Origin of the sequence: Nocardia beijingensis NBRC 16342 (assembly GCF_001612785.1) — a bacterium.
GTDB lineage: Bacteria > Actinomycetota > Actinomycetes > Mycobacteriales > Mycobacteriaceae > Nocardia > Nocardia beijingensis.
Genome location: NZ_BDBC01000033.1, coordinates 37,112 through 57,706 on the forward strand (window position 1 = coordinate 37,112; position 20,595 = coordinate 57,706).

Consider the following 20,595-nt stretch of genomic DNA (forward strand, 5'->3'; position numbering starts at 1 on the left):
GCCCGGCCCGGCCACTGCCTCGAAGCCCAGCGGCATCGAGACCGTGCCGCCGATGCTTGCCGTCAACTGCGCAGTGACGTGGCGAGGTTCACCGGATCACGGACTTTGCCGTCGAGAACGGTGCGCAATCCACCCGTGAATCTCCGGTCCCGGTCACCGGTCATCACCGCCAGGATGTCCTCGGCGCCCTCCGGCCCGGCATGCTCACCGGTCGAGATCCGCGCCACCAGGGGTTCCCACTCCCCCGTGTTGCGCAGTTCCAGGTATGCCTGTTCTTCGATGACGAAACCCGTTATGTAGGAACGCAATACCAGAACGATCTCCCCGACGCGGAACTGCGGCAGGACCACACCGTGCAGCAGCGTCATCAGCGTGCCGGAAACCCTGATCGTCTCCGGCGAAGGCGAGTACGAGCCGGCGACGACGCGTCCGCCCTCGCGAAAGCGCAGCATCGCCGCACGAATGCGCCGGCAGCAGATTATGGTCTGATCGACATCGGGATGTCCGAGGTCGATATCCGACAGGTCGACGGCCCGGAAGACAGTGTCGGCCATCGCGCGCTGGAGATCCTTGCGGTCCCGTACGTGTTTGTACAACGCACCAGGGGTCACCTCGGCCGCCGCCGCCAATCGTCGCATCGTGAGCGCGTCCAGGCCGTGCTCGGCGACGTACTCATGAGCGATATCGGCCAGACGCTCCCGCGTCAATCCGCGCTTGGTCATCGAGGTCGCGCGGCTCCCGCGCCGGCACATCCTTGCCACCGAGTCACCCGACCGCGGAAGCCTTCTCGGACTCGACAACACGGGATGGAAGCACGGACCGTCGGGTGATCAGTGTTCACTTTTGTGAGGCTAGGACAACTCGGTCCCGGCCGTCAACGCTCTACCTACGTGATGAGGTGCGAGCGCAGCGATATCCAAATAAATGGTTAGATGCGCATATCTAAGTATGAACATGGATATCAATTCCCGCGCCGGTTCCGCATGCGCCGCCTCGCCCCACCATCGCGATCGTCGGCGGTGTCCCTCCGGTTACGATCAGTCGCGATGCACGCTGAGTTGATGCTCGATTCGCTGGATGGACTGTCCGTGGGAGACGCGCTGGGCGCGGAATTTCCAGTCATGGGCAGGTCCATTCCCGATCTTCTGGCAGGGGATCTTCCTGCCCGCCAGTTCGGGTGGACCGACGATACGGAAATGGCCTGCACCATAGTCGCCGAACTCTTCGAGCACGGTGCGATCGACCAGGATCGGCTCGCCGCCGCCTTCGCGCGACGGTTCGACCCCCGCCGGGAGTACGGCTTCCTGGCGACCGACACATTGCGCCGCATCCGCAAGGGCGTGCACTGGCGGGAGGCGGCCGGAGCCGCCTTCGATCATCAAGGGTCCTGCGGCAACGGCGCGGCCATGCGGGTCGCCCCGCTGGGCGCATTCTTTGCCGGCGATCCGGACCGGATCGCCGCCGAGGCGACGCGGTCGGCGCAGGTGACGCATCTGCATCCGGAAGGAGTCGTCGGCGCGGTCGCGGTGGCGCTGGCGGCGGGTCAGGCCGCTCATGCCCGCCTGATCGGAAGACGGCCCACACCAAGGGAATTCGTCACCGGCATCCTCGACCGCCTGGATGACGGTGAAACGACCCGACTGATCGCCCGTGCTCGCAGCCTACTCGAAGCCTCCGTGAAAGAGGCCGCGGACGAACTCGGCAACGGCTCCTTGGTCACCGCGCAGAACACGGTCCCGTTCACGGTGTGGGTCGCGGCGCGGCATCTCGACGACTACCCGGCCGCCATCACCACATGCATTGCCGCGGACGGAGATATCGACACCACCAGCGCCATCGTCGGCGGAATCGTCGCCGCCCACACCGGCACCGGCCCTCGCCACGGCCCACACGCAGGAGTGCCGCGACCGTGGCTCGCCGCGCGAGAACCGCTGCCCGCCTGGCTCGACACGACGCGCCCACCACGACGGCGCACGAGATTCGCGTCCGGCCACGTTCGCAGATGGTTGTCCGGCGCGTCGTGAGACCAACGACCTGACGCCGACGCACGCGCCGCGAGCCGGTCCCCCTCCCCCCGCCGGAGTACGCCCTCGACGGGACACGCGTTACCGGCGCTGTGCCGGTTCGATGCGGTCCAGACGCGCCCGCCCGGTCGATCACCACACGTAGCCCGACCGTTTGTTGTCGCCGGTGTGCCCGTCGGAGCCGCCGAACCGGAAGCTGCCGGACTGCTCGTCCCTCCCATCCGCCTGCGCTCGAGTCCGCGACAAGGCCCGAACCTGGGGAAGGCGGGGACGAACACCATCGAGTGCGCCCCGAGCTGGGCGGGCGTCACGGTCCTGGTTTTAATCTGGAGATCGACGCGGCGCCTACTGCCGCGTCCCGGCCGGAGGACGCATCATGCGGGACGTGCTCACGGATCTGATGGCGATCTGGAACGCCGGGGGCACCGCCGGGGTCGCGACGGTCGTGCGGACCTTCCATTCGGCGCCGCGGCCGCCGGGCGCGGCCATGGTCGTGGCCCCGGACAGGACGGTCGGCGGCGGGGTCTCCGGCGGCTGCGTCGAAGGCGCGGTCTACGAGCTCGCCACCGAGGTCATGCGGACCGGTCGTCCGGTCTTGCAGCGGTACGGGTTCTCCGACGACGACGCCTTCGCCGTCGGCCTCACCTGCGGCGGCATCATCGACATCTTCGTCGAGGCGATCTCCCGGGACACGTTCCCGGAACTCGGCGCGGTCGCCGCGGACATCGCCGACCACCGGCCGGTCGCCGTCGCGACCGTCGTCGAGCATCCGGACCCGGCTCGGATCGGGCGACGGCTGCTGCTCCGGGCGGGCGACGCGCACGGCACGCTCGGGTCGGCACGCACCGACGACGCGGTGATCGATGACGCCGCCGGGCTGCTCGCGGCGGGCCACAGCGAGGTGCTGTCGTATGGTCCCGACGGGCAGCGCCGCGGCGAAGGCATGGCGGTTTTCGTCGCCGCTCACGCACCCCGCCCGCGCATGCTGGTGTTCGGTGCCATCGACTTCGCGGCCGCCGTGGCGCGGCAGGGATCGTTCCTCGGGTACCGGGTCACGGTGTGCGACGCGCGGCCGATCTTCGCGACCTCGGCCCGGTTCCCCACCGCGGACGAGGTCGTCGTCGACTGGCCGCACCGCTATCTCGCCGCGCAGATCGCGGCCGGCGCGGTCGACGAGCGGACCGCCGTCTGCGTGCTGACCCACGATCCCAAGTTCGACGTCCCGCTGCTCGAGGTGGCCCTGCGCGCGCCGCGGATCGGCTATGTCGGCGCCATGGGATCGCGTCGTACGCACGATCAGCGGATGACCCGGCTGCGCAGAGCCGGCCTCACCGACGCGCAACTCGACCGGCTCGCCAGCCCCATCGGCTTGGATCTGGGCGGCCGGACGCCGGAAGAGACGGCGGTGTCCATCGCGGCCGAGATCATCGCGCGGCGGTGGGGTGGCGACGGTCGCGCACTGAGCCGAACCGCCGGCCCTGTGCACCACACAGCGCCGACAGCGGATGAAGCGACTCCTTCCCCGTAACGCCGCCGCGCCCCTCGGGCAGGCAAGGCCCATGCCGGCGTCGAAGGCGCGCCGTGAGATCCATTCCGCCGCACGCCGATACGAAGCGTCGCCGGAGAAACAATTGAATTCGATCATGAAATTCGATCCGGAGTGAAGATCAAATTGTGTTACCTCGGCACAATATATCGTTAGCCAATTATTAACGGTGATAATTCACACAAGAAGAGAAGTGGCTTCGCGGATTTCTTTTTCTTAACGTTGCTGAGGTGCGCCGTGATGGCGTCGTTATCCAACTGTGAAAGGAAGCTCCGTACATGATCTCGCGCATGACCCTCGCCGCAGCCTGCACCGTCTCCGCCGCCGCCCTGCTCCTCGGCCCCGCCGCGGTGGCCTCCGCCGCCCCCGCCGCCACGGGCTCCGCCGCCACCGGCTCCGCCGGCCTGGCCTCGGGTTCGGCCGACGGTGGTTCCTCCACGGGTTCGGCCGGCTCGTCCTCCGGTTCGGCCATGCTCGACTCCGGCAGTTCGGCCCTCGACGGTGGCACCTCCGCCATCGTCAACATCATCGATGCGATCACCGGCATCAGGGACCTGAGCCAGCCCAAGCCCGCCGCCTGATCCCGACCCGGTCGATCACCGCTTCGCCGGTGTCGTCCGGAGGCGGAACTTCTTTGCGCAGCTGACGCTTCTCGGCAGTGTGCGCGCACCATTGCAGTGAATTTGCCAGAATCGAACTGTTCATTCGCCGCGCCGAAGAAGCCGCGGCGAGTGAGCACTGGCGACAATACGACTTACCGAGCCCGCTACTCGGGCCGAAGACTCAGAACGCGTAGCGCACCCGCAGCCAAGGCGCCCGCAGGGCGATGAGATCGGTCAGCGTCTCGACCCCCGCCGCCTTGACGTCGTTGCGGTAGCGCACGTTCCACATACCCGACTGCGAGCGCTTGGCCTGCTGCATCGGCGGCCGCCACAACAGATCCTCGGCCTTCGGGTGCCAGCCGAGGTTGAGTTCGTGCAGCTGCTCGTTGTGGGTGAGCATCATGATCTCCGCCGCGGCCTGGGCCTTGAAGGCGGAGCCGGTGCCATCCGACAGCTGATCGAGCAGCTGCGCCCAGTCCTCCGCCCAGCCGGGCCGGACGACGACGGGGGAAAAGTTGACGTGCACCTCGTAACCCGCTGCCACGAAGTCGTCGATCGCGGCGATGCGTTGCCGGATCGGCGTGGTCCGCAAATCGAGCAGCTGGGAATCGGCCTCCGGCATGAGCGAGAACCGGATCCGCGTCCGCCCGCGGGGGTCGAGGTCGAGCAGAGCGCGGTTGACGTACTTGGTGGCGAAGGACGCCTTCGCGGTCGGCCAGGCGCTGAACGCGCTGATCAGGTCGGCGACGTTGTCGCTGACCAGTGCGTCGACCGAGCAGTCGCTGTTCTCGCCGAGGTCGTAGACCCAGGCATGGGGGTCGCACTGGTTCGGCGCGGGCTTCGGCCCCTGCCTGTGCACGTGACGTCCGAGGTAACCGATGATCTTGTCGATGTTGGTGAACACCGTGATCGGGTTGGCGTAGCCCTTGCGGCGGGGAACGTAACAGTAGGCGCACGCCATCGCGCAGCCGTTGGACGTCGACGGCGCGATCCAGTCGGACGAGCGACCGTTCGCGCGGGCCGTCAGCGACTTCTTGACCCCGAGCACCAGGTCCTCGGTCTTGACCCGGATCCAGCGGTCGACGTTGCCCGCGTTGCCGTGCAACTGGTCGATCTTCCAGTGGGAGGCGACGGTGATGATCTCGGCGTCGGGGAAACGCGCGCGCACCTGCTGCCCGCGCGGGCTCGCCAGCGCGTCCGGCTCGGCCCACAGGCGACGCACGTCCAGCAGACGCGGACCCGAAGTCGGCCGGAAGGGGTCCGGAACTGCGGTTGATCGACTCATAGCCTCTGCCTACTCCGCCCCACCGACATCCGGGCGCGCGCGAGCGACCCGGTGTGGGCAGCGCCACCGGAAAAGGCGCGGACGGGAGCCGGTGCGCCGGTTCAGCGCACCTCCGTGCCAGGTGACCGGTCCCGGGAGGCGGGATCGACGGATTCGGGTGGGCGTGCGGCGATGCCTTCGGTGAGCAGCGTGAGAAACCTGTCGGTGGACGCCTCGGGCCGCGGGGTTCGCTCGGCGGCCCAGGCCATCGCGGCCGCGGTGGCGAACAGCTCGTCCGCGGTCAGGTCCGGTCGTATCCGGCCGGAGCGCTGGGCCCGTGCCAACAGCCCGGCTCCGGCGTTTCGCAGGCGCTGGCAGGACGCGTGCAGCGCCGACTCCGGATCGTGCAAGGCATCGATGACCGCCACCGCCAACCCCTCGGAACGGGCCGATCCGAGGGCCAGTTCGCGGACCCATTCGGACAGCGCGGCGGCGGGGTCCTCCGCCGCGAGCAGGGTTTCGCCTTGTGCGCTCAGGTTGTCCAATCCCCGCCCGAACAACGCCTCCAGCAGTGCCTCCCGAGTGGGGAAGTGCCGGTACAAGGTGCCGATCCCGACACCGGCACGCCGGGCCACGTCCCGCAGTGACGCCTGCGTCCCCTGTTCGGCGAACGCCGCCTGCGCCGCCACCAACAGCTGGTCGTAGTTGTGTCGTGCGTCCGCGCGGATCACCGGAGCATGACCTTTCGCTGCGCCACCACCACTCGCCTCCTGTCGCGCCGTTGCTAATCGGAGCACTGCTCCATATAATCGGAGCGTCGCTCCACTTCGACTCGACCCTACTCCCGTCTCCCTAGAAGGCTTGCGCGATGTCCACAGAACTCGACGACTGGCACGCCCGGCACGGCTATGTGTCCCGCCCCCGGCTCGACGACTACGCCCAGAAGTACGCCGACTACTTCGTGATGACCCGCCGTGACGGAATTCTGCAACTGCGGATGCACACCGACGGCGGGCCCGCGCGGTTCGACTTCGCGACCCACAACGCGTGGGCGCAGGCGTGGCAGGAGATCGGCAACGACCCCGAGAACGAGGTCCTGATCCTCACCGGCACGGGCGAGGAGTGGCTGGCCCCCGACCCCGACCCGGCCGCAGGGGCGACAACCCTGATCCAGCAGACCCGGCTCGCCGATTTCCGCTACGAGCACACCTACTACGACGCGATCAAATTGCTGGAGAACTTCGTTTTCGGCATCGACATCCCCACCATCGCCGCGCTCAACGGACCGAGCACCTCCCACACCGAGTTCGCGTTGCTGTGCGACATCACCCTGGCCGCGCCCACCGCGACCATCGTCGACCCCCACTTACTGGCCGGAGTCGCCCCCGGCGACGGGCAGCAACTGACCCTGCAACACCTCGTCGGCACCAAACGCGCCGCCTACCACCTGTACACGGGCGCACCGATCACCGCTCCGGAAGCGCTCGAACTAGGCCTCGTCAACGAGGTGGTGCCTGCCGACGAATTGCTCTCGCGCGCTTGGGAAATCGCGGAGAGCATCATGGCGCGTCCCCGGGCGGCCCGCCGACTGACCCACGCCATCACCCAGCGCCCGTGGAAGCGAGCGCTCGTGCACGATCTCGGATTCGGCGTCGCCCACGAGATGTTCGGCATCTCCGCCGACCGACTCTTCTGACCCGGTCTCACCGGTGGGCAGCCGGACCCCGCCGCACGGAGGTCGGGCCGGCGCCGACCTGGTCCACTGGGAACGCAGGTGGCACCGGCCCGGCAATACCCCAGGGCGACCCGACTAGGGCTTGTTGGGGTCGAGAGCGTCTTTGACCTTGCCGACCAGTCCCGCTTCGGTTCCGAAGGCCGCCGAACGCGGCTTGCCCTGGGAGCCGTCGTAGGTGGCGTACAACTGCGGGTCCGGAGGCGGCGCCGAGGCCTTGTCACCCAGCGGTTGCGGGTCGGCGAGGAAACCGTTCTGATGCACGCCGTCCGGAGCGACACCGGTCGCCCACCGGCCCGCGCCCGCGTCGGGGCCGTCGGACAGATGCCACAGGCTCGTCGCGTGCTCGGAGTGCTCCTCGTCGAACAACGCGTTCGGCGTGACGGTGCCTTCCAGTCCGTCCTCCTTCAGCTGCTCGATCGCGGCGAGCCAGAGGTTCTGGTGGTAGGTGTCCCTGGCGAGGTTGAACTTCAGCATTTCCTTGACCCCTGGGTCGTCGGTCATGTTGTACAGGCGCGCGGTTTGGATGCGGCCGTGCGCCTCGGCGGCCACGTTGGCGCGGAAGTCGGCCAGCAGGTTGCCGCTGGCCACGATGTACCGCCCGTTCCACGGCACCCCGTTGCTGTCCGACAGCGACGCACCGCCGCCGGAGACGATCGCCTGCTGCGGATCCATCCCGCCCAGCACCGCCGCCACCACCGGATCAGCCGCCGCTTCCTGGGTGGCGCGCGTCGCGGGGGCTCCTTCCAGCAGCCGCGCGATCATCGTGGCGATCATCTCGACGTGCCCGATCTCCTCGGTCGCCACGTCCATGATCATGTCCTTGTACTTGCCCGGCATCCGGCAATTCCACCCTTGGAACAGGTACTGCATGGTGACGGTCATCTCCCCGAACGCGCCACCGATCAGCTCCTGGAGCTTGCGCGCGTACACCGGATCGGGCTTCTCGGGCTTCACATCGAACTGCAAGTAATCGGTATGACGAAACATGCACTCTCCTCCGACGAACGATCAAGGTCCCTCCCCGTCGTGCGGGTACCGCCGCCCACCCGGCGCAAACCAGGAAATCCGCATGAACTCGACCGCACTTCCATTGTGCGACAACCGAATTCGCGCATGAAGACGGAACGTCTTGTCCGAAGACGAGTACCTGAGTGCGTCGACCGCACCCGCCCGTCCGTCCTGTGCGATGCCTGCGAGTCGAGGGCGCCGCATCGGCGCACCTTTCATCCTGGATCGCGCACGTGCTACCCCACTCCCCCGGCATGAGCTCTCAGGGCCGACGGTTCAGATGCGATGGCGAAGTCGGGTCCCGATGATCGAGGCCCGCAACGTACTTCGCGCGACTGCCACGAAATCAGGCGCTGCGGGGCAGCGTCCGTGCCGCCGGGTCCAGAATCAGGCCCGCCTCCCACGCACGCTCGATGACCTGCGCGATATCGATGCGCCGCACCTCGCGGATTTCGCGGCTCGACAGCAGCTCCCCGACATAGGCGACGACATGCTCGGCAACCAGGGAAGGTACGTCGGCGAGCCGGTCGAGCAGCCGAGCAGGCCCATCGACCGGCCGAACCTTGATGTCCAGGCGCTCGCGGCTCACCTCTTCGGTGCGGACGAACACCACGCAGGGATCCTCCAGGCCCAGCGCGACCCGCAAGCGCACCCGCACAGCGGCGACGAATCGCCCGGTGACCCCGGCGAGATCCACCCGCAACCGAAGCCTGATCGGCAACTCCAGCGCAACGTCCCACTCCTCCCCGTCACAGGCCGCCGCCCGAACCTTTCCCGGCCGACCGGTAGCGGTGACGGAAGCCAGTCCCCCTGGACCGGCGTGCACCGGCCCGACTTCGACACGGTCACCGACGATTTCCGCGATCACCTCCGCGATGCGCTCCGGCCGAGCGGCCGAGCGCAACACCTGCCGCGCGAAACGCGCGTTCGCCGAGTCCTTCGCGGACCACTCTCGGCCGTCGCGGCTATCGATTGTCAGCATCAGCAACCTCCGTTCACCCACCCGGCGGGTACCCCGAGATCGGTGACAATCACGCCGAACGGGTCCGGGTTTCCGCCGTCGACCGCGGATCGCTCAGCTTCGGCTGAGAAGGTTGTGCTTACGCACCTCGGGCAGGGACAGCGTCTTGTAACCGACCTCGTCGAACAGCACTGTGAGGCGGTCGGCTTCGGTGGACATCACGATGCCCCCGCCCCAATCCCGATGCCGGACAGAACTGTCCACCGGGAACTCGGCGGCGCCCGGTACCCGTTCGGTGGCGGTTCCGGCATCGCACGTGTCGCAGTTGCCGCACGGGTCGAGGAGTTGCTCCCCGAAGTAGCCGAGCAGGTGCTGTCGCCGACAGCCGGTGGTCTCGGCGTAGCCACGCATCATTTCGATGCGCGAGGCGGTCAGTTCTTCGTAGGCCTGCGCGGCCTCGGCTGCCTGTTCGACCGCACGGTCGGGTGCGCGTCCTCGATCGGCCCGGATCCGGCCGGTCTCGGTGGTCGTGATCGCGCCGACCTGCTCGAGCAGGTTGATCGCCCGCGTGCGGCGAGCGGGGGCGGCGTCGACTTCCAGCTGGGACGGCCGGACCGGATGGTCGTACCGATACAGGGCATGGGCGACTTCGGCGATGGTGTCCTCGGGGACTCTGCTCGCGGTGAGGAACTTCTGCAGGCTCAGATCCTCGGGGCGATAGCACAGGATGACCTCGGCGGACTCGCCGTCCCGCCCGGCTCGGCCGATCTGCTGGTAGTAGGAGTCCAGCGAATCCGGAGCCGACGCGTGGACGACGAAGCGGACGTCGGGCTTATCGATACCCATGCCGAAGGCCGAGGTGGCCACGACCACATCGGTGTCCCCGGCGAGGAAGTCCTGATGCACCTCGTCGCGGATCGTGGCCTTCATCCCCGCGTGGTAGGCCGCCGCCCGGATGCCCGACCGCGCCAATTCCCCGGCGTAGAACTCGCTGTCCTTGCGGCTTGCCACATAGACGAGTCCGTTCCCAGCCGCTCCGTCGGCAGCCAGTGTTCGGACGCGAGCGATGACGGCACCGCGCTTGTCGGTGTCACTGGTGAAGCGGTCGACAGCCAGGTGCAGGTTCGGTCGATCGAAACTGGCGACGACTTCACGGTGGTCGCGCATGCCGAGCCGAGTCACGATGTCGCGCCGGACCGGTGGTGCGGCGGTCGCCGTCAACGCGACCACCGTGGGATGCCGGAGCCGCTCGACCACCGGAGCCAGTCGCAGGTAGTCCGGCCGGAAGTCGTGCCCCCATCCCGAAACGCAGTGCGCCTCGTCCACCACGAACAGCGAAACGCGCAGCGCGGCAAGCTCATCGACCAGATCGTCGTTGGCCAGCTGCTCCGGCGAGAGGAAGATGTACTCGGCGTCGCCGCGGCGTAGCGCGTCCCATGCCGCTCGGCGCTCGCCGGTGCGCTGGGTGGAGTTCAGCGCGACCGCATCCGCCGCGCGGCTGCCCTCGATGCCATCGATCTGATCGTTCTGCAACGCGATGAGCGGAGAAACCACCACGGTCGGACCGTCCAGCAGCAAGGCGGGCACCTGATAGATCGCCGACTTACCCGCGCCGGTCGGCAGCACCACCAGCACGTCCCTTCCTGCCATCACCTGCTCCATGGCCCGCAGTTGCTCGTCGTGCAGGTGCGCCAGGCCGAACTTCTCCGCGGCCACGCCCCGCAGGCGGCTCTCGTAATCGGACGAGCTTGTCACCGGCTGGGCATACCACCACCGGTCCGGCGGAAACGCCGACCGGCTCGCGGTGAACCGCGGTGCGGGCGCTGCACCGTCACACCGGGGCAGTCCTCGTCGGCCATCGGACGGCACATCTTCGATAGCGGCATCGAGCCGGGCAGCGATATCGCGCCTCCGTGTGGGATCCACCTGCTCGGGTACGCAGGCCACATGAGTGAAGCCGAACGCGGAGCTGCCGAGAACCACCGCTCGCTGAGCGGATACCTCGCCACGATGGTGATGTTCGGGCTTACCGTGGCCGCGGCCGCTGTGCTCGGCAGACTGACCCGCCGGCAACTGCCGCGGGCGATGAGCGTGCAAGATCTCGTAGTCACGGCGTTGGCGGCGCACAAACTGTCCCGGACCGTGACCAAGGACGCGATCACCGCCCCGATCCGAGCCCCGTTCACGCGGCCGACCGGCGACGGCGGCCCCGGCGAGGTCATGGAACAACCAGCGGCCGACGACGGTCTGGCACACAGCATCGGAGAGTTGCTCACCTGCCCGTTCTGCCTCGATGTCTGGGTGATCACCGGATTCACCCTCGGGCAGGTGTTCGTGCCGCGCACCACCCGCGTGGTCGCCGACGCTCTGGCCGCGTTGACCGGTGCGGATTTTCTCCACCTCGCCTACGCCAGCGCCCAGCGGATCGCGCAGAAATAGCGTGGCTACACCGGCCGGCCGAACCAGCGCGGCAGGTGTTCGAGCAGGTCCTGTTGCTCGTCGCCGACCCAGGCGACGTGGCCGTCGGGGCGCAGCAGGACGGCGGGCGCGTCGAGTTCCGCGCTGGTGTCGACGACGTGGTCGATTCGATCCGCCCACCCGGCTACCGACAGCAGGCCGGTCTGATCGAGGAGCAGGCCGCGGCCCTCGTGCATCAGTTCGTAGAGGCGGCGGCCGTGTCGCAATCGCACGTCGCGCAGCCGACGGCCGAGCAGCTCGTGGCCCGCGCCGAAGTCGTAGCGGATGCCGATCGCGATGATCTTCTCGATCAGATAGCGATTCACCTCCTCGAAATCCATCAGTTCCGACAGCAACCGGCGCACCGCCTGCGCACCCGGTTCGGTGGACATCAGCTCGGCCTGCGCGCGGGTGTTGTCGAGGACGTCGGCGGCCACCGGCCGTCGTTCGCTCTCATAACTGTCCAGCAACCCCTCCGGCGCCCAGCCGCCGATTTCGGCGGCCAGTTTCCAGCCGAGATTGAACGCGTCCTGCACGCCCAGGTTGAGCCCCTGCCCGCCCATCGGCGGGTGAACGTGCGCCGCGTCGCCCGCCAGCAGCACCCGCCCGACGCGATAGCGCTCGGCCAAGCGGGTGGCGTCGCCGAAGCGGGACAGCCACCGCGGCGAGTGCACGCCGAAGTCGGTGCCCGCGAACACCCGGAGCTGCCGCGCGAACTCCTCGAGCGTCGGCGTGACCGCACGGTCTTCGACCACCTCGGCGGCGGGTACGACGACGCGATACACCCCGTCGCCGAGCGGGCCGAGCCCGAATCGCAGCTCGGTCTTGCGGATCTCGGCGACGGTGGCCGCGATCGTATCCGGATCCTCGGTCGCCTCCATTTCGCCCAGCAGGGTGTCGCGCCGGGACGGCTCGCCGGGGAAATCGATGCCGAGCAGTTTGCGCACCGTGCTGCGGCCGCCGTCGCAGCCGACGAGGTACCGCGCGCGCAACCGTGTCCCGTCGGCCAGTGCGACGGTGACCCCGTCCTCGTCCTGACTCAGCCCGGTCACCTCGCCGCCGCGCCGGATGTCAGCGCCGAGTTCGGCGGCGTGCTCGGCGAGCAGGCGATCGGTGCTGGTCTGCGGAATACCGAGAACGTAGGCGTGCGCGCTGTCCAGCCGTTCGGACGGCGGCTTGGCGATGCCGGCGAAGAAGCCCCCGAGCGGGTGCTTCCGGCCGAGCGCGAGAAACCGCTCCAGCAGACCGCGCTGATCCATCACCTCGATGCTGCGCACATGCAGGCCCAGGGAGCGAACATACTTGGGCGGCTCCGCCTCCTTTTCCAGGACCACCACACGCACACCGTGCAGGCGCAACTCGCCGGCCAGCATCAAGCCGGTCGGACCCGCGCCGGCAACGATCACATCGAACATGAGCCACCCATCTGCCGAGAAATTCGCGTTTCGCCAGTCGCTCATGTGGTCCGCGCATACCGCGCGAACCACACATTTTCGCAGGTCCTGGCCTTCGGCCGAATATTCTGCGCCATGCACCCGGCCTTGCCGCAAGTCCCCCGGTGCGATATATGTTGAAAGGGAAGGGATCCCTCCCGGGCCGGGTTTATCTCGCCCGGCTCGGCCGCCATCCGACCTCCAGCCCGCCGCGAATTCTCTGGAGTTCCGCTTCGGCGCCACCGAAATACCGGGCCCTCGCCGCGCTGCCACAAGGCTTTACCGTCGTGTGCTCGGGCGCGGATCTCGGAAAGTTCGGTGGCGTAGCCACATTCGCTGTGCGCCCGAGACATCCATGGCGGACGGTTGCGCCGGTCGTCCGGCGGGTCGGGCCTGGCAGGAGCTGGCACCCACAGCCGCCTACCAGGCCCAACATTCCCAGTCTGGGCAAAACGCGCGTTCCGGCGGCCAGTGTTTGCGCACCTTTGCGCCCATCTGGGGTTACCACCGGATGATCGGTCCGGCACGGTCAAGGTGTCGGACCGGGACCTTGCTTCCCCCGAGAAGTCCGGTCACTCATAAGGTTCGACGCCCAAGACGTACTCGAGGTATCCCACCCGATCGGCTACCTCGGGTTCGGCGGCGATGACGACGCGGTCGGCGCCACAGAGCCGGACGACCTCGGCGTCGCTGTCGGCCAGCCAGTCGAAGAACTGCTCCCGGCCCCCGCGCGGCGTCACCCCGTCGTCGAGGAGGAGCGGATCGAGACGGACCAGATAGGTACGCGGCGCAGCCATGACCTCCTCCTTTCCGGTACCTCGGCGCGTTCGGCGATCGGCGCCGGAGCGACGCGCCCTCCAGGATCGTCGCGTTGTCCAGCCGATACCCGACCATCTGGCCTATACACCCGGCGCGCCGCACTTTCTTGCTTGTGGAACCCCGCCGTGCCCCGTTCGTCATGAGGTACGCGATCAGGCGCGCTGGAACTGCCATCGCTGGGTACTGCTCGCAGGCGCGTACCGCGTCAGTCCGATCTGCTCGGCGTGCGAACCACTGTCGTCGCGTCCGGACAGCCCGAGAACGAAGTCGCAGGGAGGCCAGACCGCGATGCGATAGCGGTCGGCGTCGGCTTCGTCGGTGACGATCTGCCACCCCATCGGCGTCCCGCTGCACTCGACATGGGTTCCCTCGCTCACCAACCCGTCGCCGAGTCCCAGCCGGGTGCCGGTGCGACCATTGGTGATGTACCAGATCTCTTCGCCGAACTCCGGCGCGCTCGACAGCAGCCAATGCTGCCAGCCGTCCTCGACGCTCCGCTCCCCCACGACTCTGACCTGGTCAGCGCTTTCGAGTGCCAGCACGCACCCGGTGCCTGCGTTGACGATCCGATAGACACCCTCGCCCAGCTCAGTCATGATCTGTCGTCCTCACCGTCCGCGGAAGTCCGACGCCCGGGGCCTGCGCGGAGACCAGGCGCGGGCGTCTCGCCATCGCCGAAGTACCCACCCGCCGACCGGTCAATCCGTCCTCGCCCCGTACCGTAAATAGGTATACGTCGGTGAAATCACCGATGCGGGGCCCGTACCTATCCGACGATGCTGAATGCGTGCCTCAGGCACAGGCCCGGACGGCGATGCTGTCATCCAGGCCCCGCCCTCGACAACGACGTCGGTAGGCCGACAAGGAGGTCGGCCGCGCAGGCGGATTCCGCGCCCCTACCAGCGAGAATGTCGTTCACATGCGCCAAAACCCACCCAGTATGTTCGGCGTGGTCGCCGCGCTCGACGGCCGCAACATCCGAGCTCACCGCGCGGGCACGATCGAGGACTGCGCGCTCTGCACCACCGTGTCCATCCCGTCCGGCAGCTGCCCCGCCGGCCGCGCCGCCGCGCTCACGCACGCCGCGGCGCGTCCGTTGACCGCCGTCGAGATCCTCGAGCAACTCCATGCGTCGGGCTCCATGGCAGCCTGGTAGCTAGGGCAAAGGCAGCCGAAGTTCGGTGACGGCGATGCGGGCGGTCTCGGCGATAGCGGCGTCCACGGCGGGGAGATGCGGGTCCGCGCGGGCCGCGCGGGTGAATACGGCGACCGCGACGGGGTGTTCGCCAGGAAATTCGACCACCGCCACCTCGTTGCGAATGACCCCGATGGTTCCGGTTTTGCCCGCGATCGACACGTTGCGGTGGGGAAATCCTGCCGCGACGCGATGCGGCCACACCTGCAGGCGCATCACGGCGCGGACGAAGCCGGTCTGCTCCGCGGACAGCACCGTGCCGTTCCACAGCGCGCGCAGCAGCCGGGTCATCTCCTCCGGCGTCGTCGCGCTGGTGTAGGACGGGTCGTACGCGGACACCGACCATGCGTCGTCGTTGCGCGCGAGCACCGCGAACGCCTCCGCGGTGCTGTGGGTGTCGGTGTCGCGGACGAGGCTGCGATGCAGGTCGGCGGTGCCGCCCACGATGCGGGTCCGCTCGAGGCCGAGATCGTCCAGCAGGCTCTCGACGGCCCCGAGTCCGGTCGCGCCCAGCAGGACATCCGCCGCGGCGTTGTCGGAGACGGTCATCATGGACGTCGCCAGGTCGCGCAGGCTCATGGTCACCGGATCGCGCAGGACGGCGATGCCGGTCGGCCCGGGGGTGCAGTCGGACGGGACCACCGTCAGCCGCGTAGCGGGATCGATGCGCCCGGCGTCGACATGGCGGCAGAACGCGACGAACAGCGGCAACTTGTACACCGACGCCAGCACGACCCGCTCGTCGCCGCCCACGGAGATCTCCGTCGCGGAGCCGTCGCACCGGCGGGCGTGCAGCCACCCGCTGCATCCGGCGTCGGCGAACACGGCGCGGATCCGGTCCTCGGCGGTGCTCACCGCAGACGCTCCCGGTAGAGCACCCGGTCGACCGCGTCGGCATGGGCATCGGCGCCGGGGCGGTGGACGACGCGGACACGAAGGGCGACCGCCTGCGGCGCGATGCGCAGCCACGTCACGCCGGGCGTGGGCGACGGAGCCGTGGCGGTGAGACCGAAACTCGTCCCGGCCGCCACCGCCGCGAACACGGTGCGGTCGTCGGGGGCGGGCACGGTCGGTACGTCCAGCCCGCGCTCGCGCAGCAGGTCCACGGCGGTGTCGAAGGCGGGCGGGTTGGCCGCGCGCGGCGGACAAGCGAAGTTCAACCCCGCGAGCATGGGAAAGGTGGGGCGTTCGGCCACCGCGCTGCGGTGATCCGACGGCACCACGAGCCAGCGCGGCACCTTGACGACCGGGCGCACCTCGACCCCGTCGACCAGAGCGGGATGCTCGATGACCGCGACATCGAACATTCCGGCGCGCACATCGGCGACCAGATCGACGCTCGTGCCCACCCTCGTCGACACCGCGGCGCCCGGCGCCACCACGGAGCGCAAGGCGCCGACGCATGCCGTGACCACCGGATCGGGCAGTGCCGCGATAGCCCCCCAGTGCACGGCGCCGTGCGCGTTCGCGATCCGGTGGGACTCGGCGAGCAGACGCTCGGCGTCGTCCACGAGTAGCCGGGCGCGCGGGAGCAGCTGCACACCGGCCGGGGTGAGCACGGCTCCTTGCCGGGTGCGGCGGATGAGGTCCACGCCGAGATGCCGTTCGAGCCGTCTGAGTCCCTGCGACAGCGGAGGCTGGGTCATGTCCAGCGCGGCCGCTGCCCTGCCGAAGTGTCCTTCCTCCGCGACGGAAACGAAGAAACGAAGGTGGCGGATCAGGTCCATGCGGTCATTGAACCAGCGGGTTGCCCGGCATCGGTCCGGCCGTGCACCCGTGTGGTCGGCACCGGGGCGGAAACAGCGAGCAAACCTGCGGCGATATCCAACTCGACTCGCCCACGCCGCGATCGGATATTGGTGTCGGTGACCGTGTCGATGGTGTGGTGCGTCGGTGATCATTTCCACTTCCCGTCACCGTCACCGTCACCGTCACCCGCTCGGTCACCGTCGAGTTCTCGCCGCTGTGGCGGTCTCAGCGCTGTCCCTCGTCACCCAAGCGTGCGGGTCGGACGCCGACGTGCCTGCCGCTTCGCAGACCACATCGGCGGCCGCGGCCACGTCGTTCACCGAGCTCGAATCCGAGCACGCTGCCCGGCTCGGTGTGTACGCGATCGACACCGGCTCCGGCCGCACTGTTGCCCATCGAGACGCGGAGCGGTTCCCGATGGCATCCACCTTCAAAGGTCTCGCCTGCGGTGCGCTGCTTCGCGACCATCCACTGTCCACGGGCTACTTCGATCAGGTGATCCGCTATTCCCGCTCCGAGCTGGTCGCGAATTCGCCGGTGACCGAGAAGCACGCCGACACCGGCATGACCGTTGCCGAGCTGTGCGACGCGGCGATCACCGTGTCCGACAACACTGCGGGCAACCAGGTGCTGAAACTTCTCGGCGGGCCGGAGGGTTTCACCGCGTTCCTGCGGTCCATCGGCGACACCACATCGCGCCTGGACCGCTGGGAGACCGAGCTCAACAGCGCCGTTCCCGGCGACGAGCGCGACACGACCACACCGGCCGCACTGGCCGCCGACTACCGCGGTCTCGTCGTCGGCGACATTCTCGCCGAACCCGAACGGGCGCAATTGAAATCGTGGCTCATCGCCAGCAAGACCGGCGCCGACCGGATTCGCGCCGCGCTGCCCGCCGGGTGGGCCGTGGGCAACAAGACCGGCAGCCCCGCCTACGGCGGCGCCCTCGATGTCGCTGTCGTCTGGCCACCGGGGCGCGATCCCTTCGTCATCGCGGTGCTGTCCACGAAAGCCGAGCAGAACGCCGAAGCGGACGGTCCTCTTGTCGCCGGGGCCGCTCGGGCCGCCGTCGCGGCGCTGGGGTGACTCGGGCGCGCACCGCCCTCGGGCGGGGGTGCGATCAGTACGCCCCGCCCGCCGCGTTGAGATGCTGTCCGGTGATCCAGGCGCCGTCCGCCGAAACCAGGAACGCCACCACCGCGGCTATGTCGGCGGGTTCACCGATGCGGCCCAGCGGCGCCGTGACCGGCATCCGCGCCACCGCGTCGGCGCCGAGCTGCTCGATCAGCGCGTCCGTGCGGGTGGCGCCGGGCCGGACGCTGTTGACGGTGATCCCGCGCGCGCCGAGCTCACCGGCGGCGACCCGCACCAGATGTTCGGCGGCCATTTTGCCGACTCCGTAGGCGCCGGTGCCCGGCCGGGCAGTGACGGTGACTCCACTGGAGACGACCACGATCCGGCCGTTGTCGCGCAGCCGGCGAGCCGCCTCGCGCAACGCGAGAAAGGTGCCGCGGCATTGACGGCGAATTGGGACCGGTTCGGATGGAAACAAGCAGTGACCCCACCGGTGGTCGCTTCACCGAGCGGCGGTTCGCCAGTTCTAGTGGTACCGCTACCAGGCCGCCTGGCGGGAAGGTCCGGGGCGCCAGTCTTGCCAGCGTGGCAGCCACCAGCAGGTTCCCTGATCGAGCGCGGAAGCGACACGTTCCGCCGCGATCCATACCACGTCGGCCTCGGCCGGGGTCAGTCGGCCGTCGACGACCTGTTGCGCGACATCCTCCCCGTCCTTCCATCGCCAGCTGCCGTCTTCGATGACGATATCCAGTCCGTGATCGACTGTGTCGAAGCATGTTTCGCCGCGACGGTAGGGCGCCTGGAAGTTGATGTACCAGTGATCGCATCGCCCATCGCGGAAGAAGGCCCAGACCGCATAGGCGTCGTGCGACCGGTGTAGTTGCAGCACACTGCTTCCGGCCCACCGGTCCTGATGCGACCACGGATGCGGACCGTACGGATGTGACGGGAAGGTGAGTTCAGTACCGTTTTCGAGCCACACAGCGAGGACATCGTCGTCGGCGACGACCTGCACCGGCATCGCCGCCCATACCTGGCCGTGCAGCACTTCCCGCCGCCATACCGTAGACCCCGTCGCGAACCTCGCCACGTCGCGTGCCTCCCTTGTCCGCCGATGACAACCGTCCATCCGCTCCGAACCACCACTCGGGCCGGCCGATGAGCCGAGAAGCAGGTTCAGCGCGCCGGGATCGGATACAGCCAGGTCAGTGCCGCAAGGCTTTTGTCGAGATATCCGCGCAACCCGTTCTCGATCCCGTAGGCCAGATCCTCCAACACGCCGCACCGGGCATAGAAGGCAGCGCGCTCCCGGATCGGGCGCAAGTCTTCGGCGCTGGCGCGGTAAGCACGCAACGCCGAGTCCAGCGCTGATGGGCCGAGGTCACGGTAGATGAGACCGAAGTCGTAGGCCGGGTCGGCAATCGCGGCATCGCTCCAATCGATGACGCCGGTGACCGTTCCCGAAACAGGTTCCACCAGAACATGTTCGATCCCCAGATCGTTGTGGGAGAACACCAGGCCATAGCGATCCGCCGCGGGCCGCGCGTCGAGGAAGACCTCCACGGCCGGACGATGCGCCTCGGGCACCATGTCGGCGATCGTCTCGTAGATCCGTGCCGCCTCATCGAGCCACACGGCTTTCGGCTGGTCGTCGGTGTCCACGAAGTCGGCCATCCGGTCGACCGGAACGGCATGCACAGCCGCGAGAAACCGGCCGAGCACCGTGGCGATCGACCGCGAACGGGCCGATCGTTGCGACGCGGGCAAATCGATCAGCGGGCGGCCGGGAAGTTTGAAATACGCCAGGCAGCCCTGCTCGACGACGCTGAAACACGGCTCGGGAACCGGGAGCGGTGACACACCCGCGACCGCGACCAGAAGACCGGCTTCATTGATCACCCGCGCGGCTCGGCTCTCGGGATCGGATTCCTTGGTGAAGCGCACGATCAACTCGCCGTTGACCTCATAGGCAACGTTGTCCTCCCCCTCCCCGAGCAGCGCTATCGAGTCGATCCGATAGTCGGGCAGTTGCGCGGCCACGACATCCCGGACACCGTCGACAGGATTGCCGTCCCGAATTGCCATGCCACGACTCTAGAACCCTGAATCCGCCTGCCCCACCGCTGTTGGCGAAGGTGTCGGCCTGCGGGCGCTGTGTTCCCCCGGATACCTGCGATGAATGCTGAGCGACAGGGCGACTGATGATACGTTCAGTGGTGTAGCCGCCGGTGCGTCCGTGTTCAGCAGCCAGCACAGCATCGTTGGTCGGCGGCCCGCCGTGCGCGGCGTCGCGTCCGATACGGGTGGGGCAGAACGAGGATGAGCATGACGGAGACGGCGGCATCTGTCCGCACCGCGTCGGAGCAGGCTGTCACGGCCGCGGACCAGGTCGAGTTGCGCCAGTTGCTGGCCGGGTTGACGGCCGTGCGCGACGGTGATTTCGGCACTCGGCTACCGACCGACGCCGACGGGCTGCTCGGCGAGATCGCGACGGTGTTCAACGGCATGGTGGACCAGCTGTCGCTGTTCACCTCGGAAGTCACCCGCGTCGCGCGCGAGGTCGGCACGGACGGGCGGCTGGGTGGTCAAGCCGAAGTGCCCGGCGTGTCCGGCACGTGGAAGGACCTCACCGACTCGGTGAACGCGATGGCGGGGAATCTGACCAGCCAGGTGCGTGACATCGCCCAGGTCGCGACGGCCGTGGCGCGGGGCGATCTGTCCCAGAAGA

At 68.4% G+C, this 20,595-nt stretch carries 22 protein-coding genes; 8 read left to right on the forward strand and 14 right to left on the reverse strand.

The features are described from left to right. Nucleotides 1-62: 62 nt before the first annotated feature. A complete protein-coding gene (locus NB3_RS20325) occupies nucleotides 63-722 on the reverse strand; it encodes a TetR/AcrR family transcriptional regulator (protein WP_067805726.1) in 660 nt (219 codons plus the stop codon). A gap of 324 nt (nucleotides 723-1,046) precedes the next feature. On the opposite strand from NB3_RS20325, the gene NB3_RS20330 reads away from it, so the two are divergent. The 3 genes from NB3_RS20330 to NB3_RS20340 all read left to right on the forward strand — a co-directional run bounded on the left by NB3_RS20330 (nucleotide 1,047) and on the right by NB3_RS20340 (nucleotide 4,151). Beyond that, complete coding sequence (locus NB3_RS20330) at nucleotides 1,047-2,024, forward strand: ADP-ribosylglycohydrolase family protein (RefSeq protein WP_244891997.1); 978 nt, start codon at nucleotides 1,047-1,049, stop codon at nucleotides 2,022-2,024. 376 nt (nucleotides 2,025-2,400) lie between these two features. Then, the gene (locus tag NB3_RS20335; protein WP_067805729.1) at nucleotides 2,401-3,552 is read left to right on the forward strand and encodes an XdhC family protein; all 1,152 of its coding nucleotides are present in this window, start codon (nucleotides 2,401-2,403) and stop codon (nucleotides 3,550-3,552) included. 308 nt (nucleotides 3,553-3,860) lie between these two features. Then, nucleotides 3,861-4,151, forward strand: coding sequence for a hypothetical protein (locus NB3_RS20340; protein ID WP_157111907.1), 291 nt, complete (start codon nucleotides 3,861-3,863; stop codon nucleotides 4,149-4,151). Between the two features lie 202 nt (nucleotides 4,152-4,353). Here the strand turns inward: NB3_RS20340 and NB3_RS20345 are convergent, their stop codons facing one another. Next, complete coding sequence (locus NB3_RS20345; protein WP_067805735.1) at nucleotides 4,354-5,457, reverse strand: spore photoproduct lyase family protein; 1,104 nt, start codon at nucleotides 5,455-5,457, stop codon at nucleotides 4,354-4,356. Between the two features lie 101 nt (nucleotides 5,458-5,558). Further along, nucleotides 5,559-6,167: a TetR/AcrR family transcriptional regulator gene (locus NB3_RS20350; protein ID WP_218020609.1), complete on the reverse strand. Its 609-nt coding sequence runs from the start codon at nucleotides 6,165-6,167 to the stop codon at nucleotides 5,559-5,561. 137 nt (nucleotides 6,168-6,304) lie between these two features. On the opposite strand from NB3_RS20350, the gene NB3_RS20355 reads away from it, so the two are divergent. After that, the gene (locus NB3_RS20355; protein ID WP_067805738.1) at nucleotides 6,305-7,132 is read left to right on the forward strand and encodes an enoyl-CoA hydratase/isomerase family protein; all 828 of its coding nucleotides are present in this window, start codon (nucleotides 6,305-6,307) and stop codon (nucleotides 7,130-7,132) included. A gap of 114 nt (nucleotides 7,133-7,246) precedes the next feature. Here the strand turns inward: NB3_RS20355 and NB3_RS20360 are convergent, their stop codons facing one another. The 3 genes from NB3_RS20360 to NB3_RS20370 form a co-directional block, all read right to left on the reverse strand. Continuing rightward, nucleotides 7,247-8,158, reverse strand: coding sequence for a manganese catalase (locus NB3_RS20360; protein WP_067805741.1), 912 nt, complete (start codon nucleotides 8,156-8,158; stop codon nucleotides 7,247-7,249). Between the two features lie 367 nt (nucleotides 8,159-8,525). Beyond that, complete coding sequence (locus NB3_RS20365; protein WP_157111908.1) at nucleotides 8,526-9,161, reverse strand: hypothetical protein; 636 nt, start codon at nucleotides 9,159-9,161, stop codon at nucleotides 8,526-8,528. A 93-nt stretch (nucleotides 9,162-9,254) separates the two neighbouring features. After that, on the reverse strand, nucleotides 9,255-10,895 hold the full coding sequence (locus NB3_RS20370; RefSeq protein WP_067805746.1) for a RecQ family ATP-dependent DNA helicase: 1,641 nt from the start codon (nucleotides 10,893-10,895) through the stop codon (nucleotides 9,255-9,257). Nucleotides 10,896-11,087: 192 nt separating this feature from the next. Here NB3_RS20370 and NB3_RS20375 point away from each other — a divergent pair, with 192 nt between their 5' ends. Next, the gene (locus NB3_RS20375; protein ID WP_067805748.1) at nucleotides 11,088-11,579 is read left to right on the forward strand and encodes a DUF1360 domain-containing protein; all 492 of its coding nucleotides are present in this window, start codon (nucleotides 11,088-11,090) and stop codon (nucleotides 11,577-11,579) included. Between the two features lie 5 nt (nucleotides 11,580-11,584). Here NB3_RS20375 and rox read toward each other — a convergent pair whose 3' ends face one another. From rox to NB3_RS20390, 3 genes are all read right to left on the reverse strand, one after another. Then, complete coding sequence (gene rox, locus NB3_RS20380) at nucleotides 11,585-13,012, reverse strand: rifampin monooxygenase (RefSeq protein ID WP_067805751.1); 1,428 nt, start codon at nucleotides 13,010-13,012, stop codon at nucleotides 11,585-11,587. Nucleotides 13,013-13,602: 590 nt separating this feature from the next. Beyond that, a complete protein-coding gene (locus NB3_RS20385; RefSeq protein ID WP_067805753.1) occupies nucleotides 13,603-13,827 on the reverse strand; it encodes a hypothetical protein in 225 nt (74 codons plus the stop codon). Nucleotides 13,828-14,001: 174 nt separating this feature from the next. Beyond that, the gene (locus NB3_RS20390; RefSeq protein ID WP_067805756.1) at nucleotides 14,002-14,445 is read right to left on the reverse strand and encodes an RICIN domain-containing protein; all 444 of its coding nucleotides are present in this window, start codon (nucleotides 14,443-14,445) and stop codon (nucleotides 14,002-14,004) included. Nucleotides 14,446-14,768: 323 nt separating this feature from the next. Between NB3_RS20390 and NB3_RS20395 the strand changes: the two genes are divergently transcribed. Continuing rightward, nucleotides 14,769-15,005 carry a hypothetical protein gene (locus tag NB3_RS20395; RefSeq protein ID WP_157111909.1) on the forward strand — a complete coding sequence of 79 codons (237 nt, stop codon included), beginning with the start codon at nucleotides 14,769-14,771 and terminating at the stop codon, nucleotides 15,003-15,005. Here the strand turns inward: NB3_RS20395 and NB3_RS20400 are convergent, their stop codons facing one another. Continuing rightward, complete coding sequence (locus NB3_RS20400; RefSeq protein WP_067805762.1) at nucleotides 15,006-15,899, reverse strand: serine hydrolase; 894 nt, start codon at nucleotides 15,897-15,899, stop codon at nucleotides 15,006-15,008. Beyond that, nucleotides 15,896-16,771 (reverse strand): LysR family transcriptional regulator, encoded by an 876-nt coding sequence (locus tag NB3_RS20405; RefSeq protein WP_067805766.1) that lies wholly within the window; start codon nucleotides 16,769-16,771, stop codon nucleotides 15,896-15,898. Before NB3_RS20405 ends, NB3_RS20400 begins: the two co-directional genes overlap by 4 nt. A 172-nt stretch (nucleotides 16,772-16,943) precedes the next feature. Between NB3_RS20405 and bla the strand changes: the two genes are divergently transcribed. Continuing rightward, a complete protein-coding gene (gene bla / locus NB3_RS20410; protein WP_084823516.1) occupies nucleotides 16,944-17,879 on the forward strand; it encodes a class A beta-lactamase in 936 nt (311 codons plus the stop codon). Between the two features lie 34 nt (nucleotides 17,880-17,913). On the opposite strand, the gene NB3_RS20415 is transcribed toward bla, so the two are convergent. From NB3_RS20415 to NB3_RS20425, 3 genes are all read right to left on the reverse strand, one after another. Continuing rightward, nucleotides 17,914-18,345, reverse strand: a complete 432-nt coding sequence (locus NB3_RS20415) for an SDR family oxidoreductase (protein ID WP_084823513.1) — start codon at nucleotides 18,343-18,345, stop codon at nucleotides 17,914-17,916. A gap of 60 nt (nucleotides 18,346-18,405) precedes the next feature. Further along, nucleotides 18,406-18,915, reverse strand: coding sequence for a ribonuclease FAU-1 family protein (locus tag NB3_RS20420; RefSeq protein WP_169810720.1), 510 nt, complete (start codon nucleotides 18,913-18,915; stop codon nucleotides 18,406-18,408). Nucleotides 18,916-19,043: 128 nt separating this feature from the next. Further along, on the reverse strand, nucleotides 19,044-19,952 hold the full coding sequence (locus NB3_RS20425; RefSeq protein ID WP_067805777.1) for a phosphotransferase family protein: 909 nt from the start codon (nucleotides 19,950-19,952) through the stop codon (nucleotides 19,044-19,046). 240 nt (nucleotides 19,953-20,192) lie between these two features. Here NB3_RS20425 and NB3_RS20430 point away from each other — a divergent pair. Then, a partial coding sequence (locus NB3_RS20430; protein ID WP_157111911.1) for a HAMP domain-containing protein occupies nucleotides 20,193-20,595 on the forward strand: 403 nt, incomplete at its 3' end.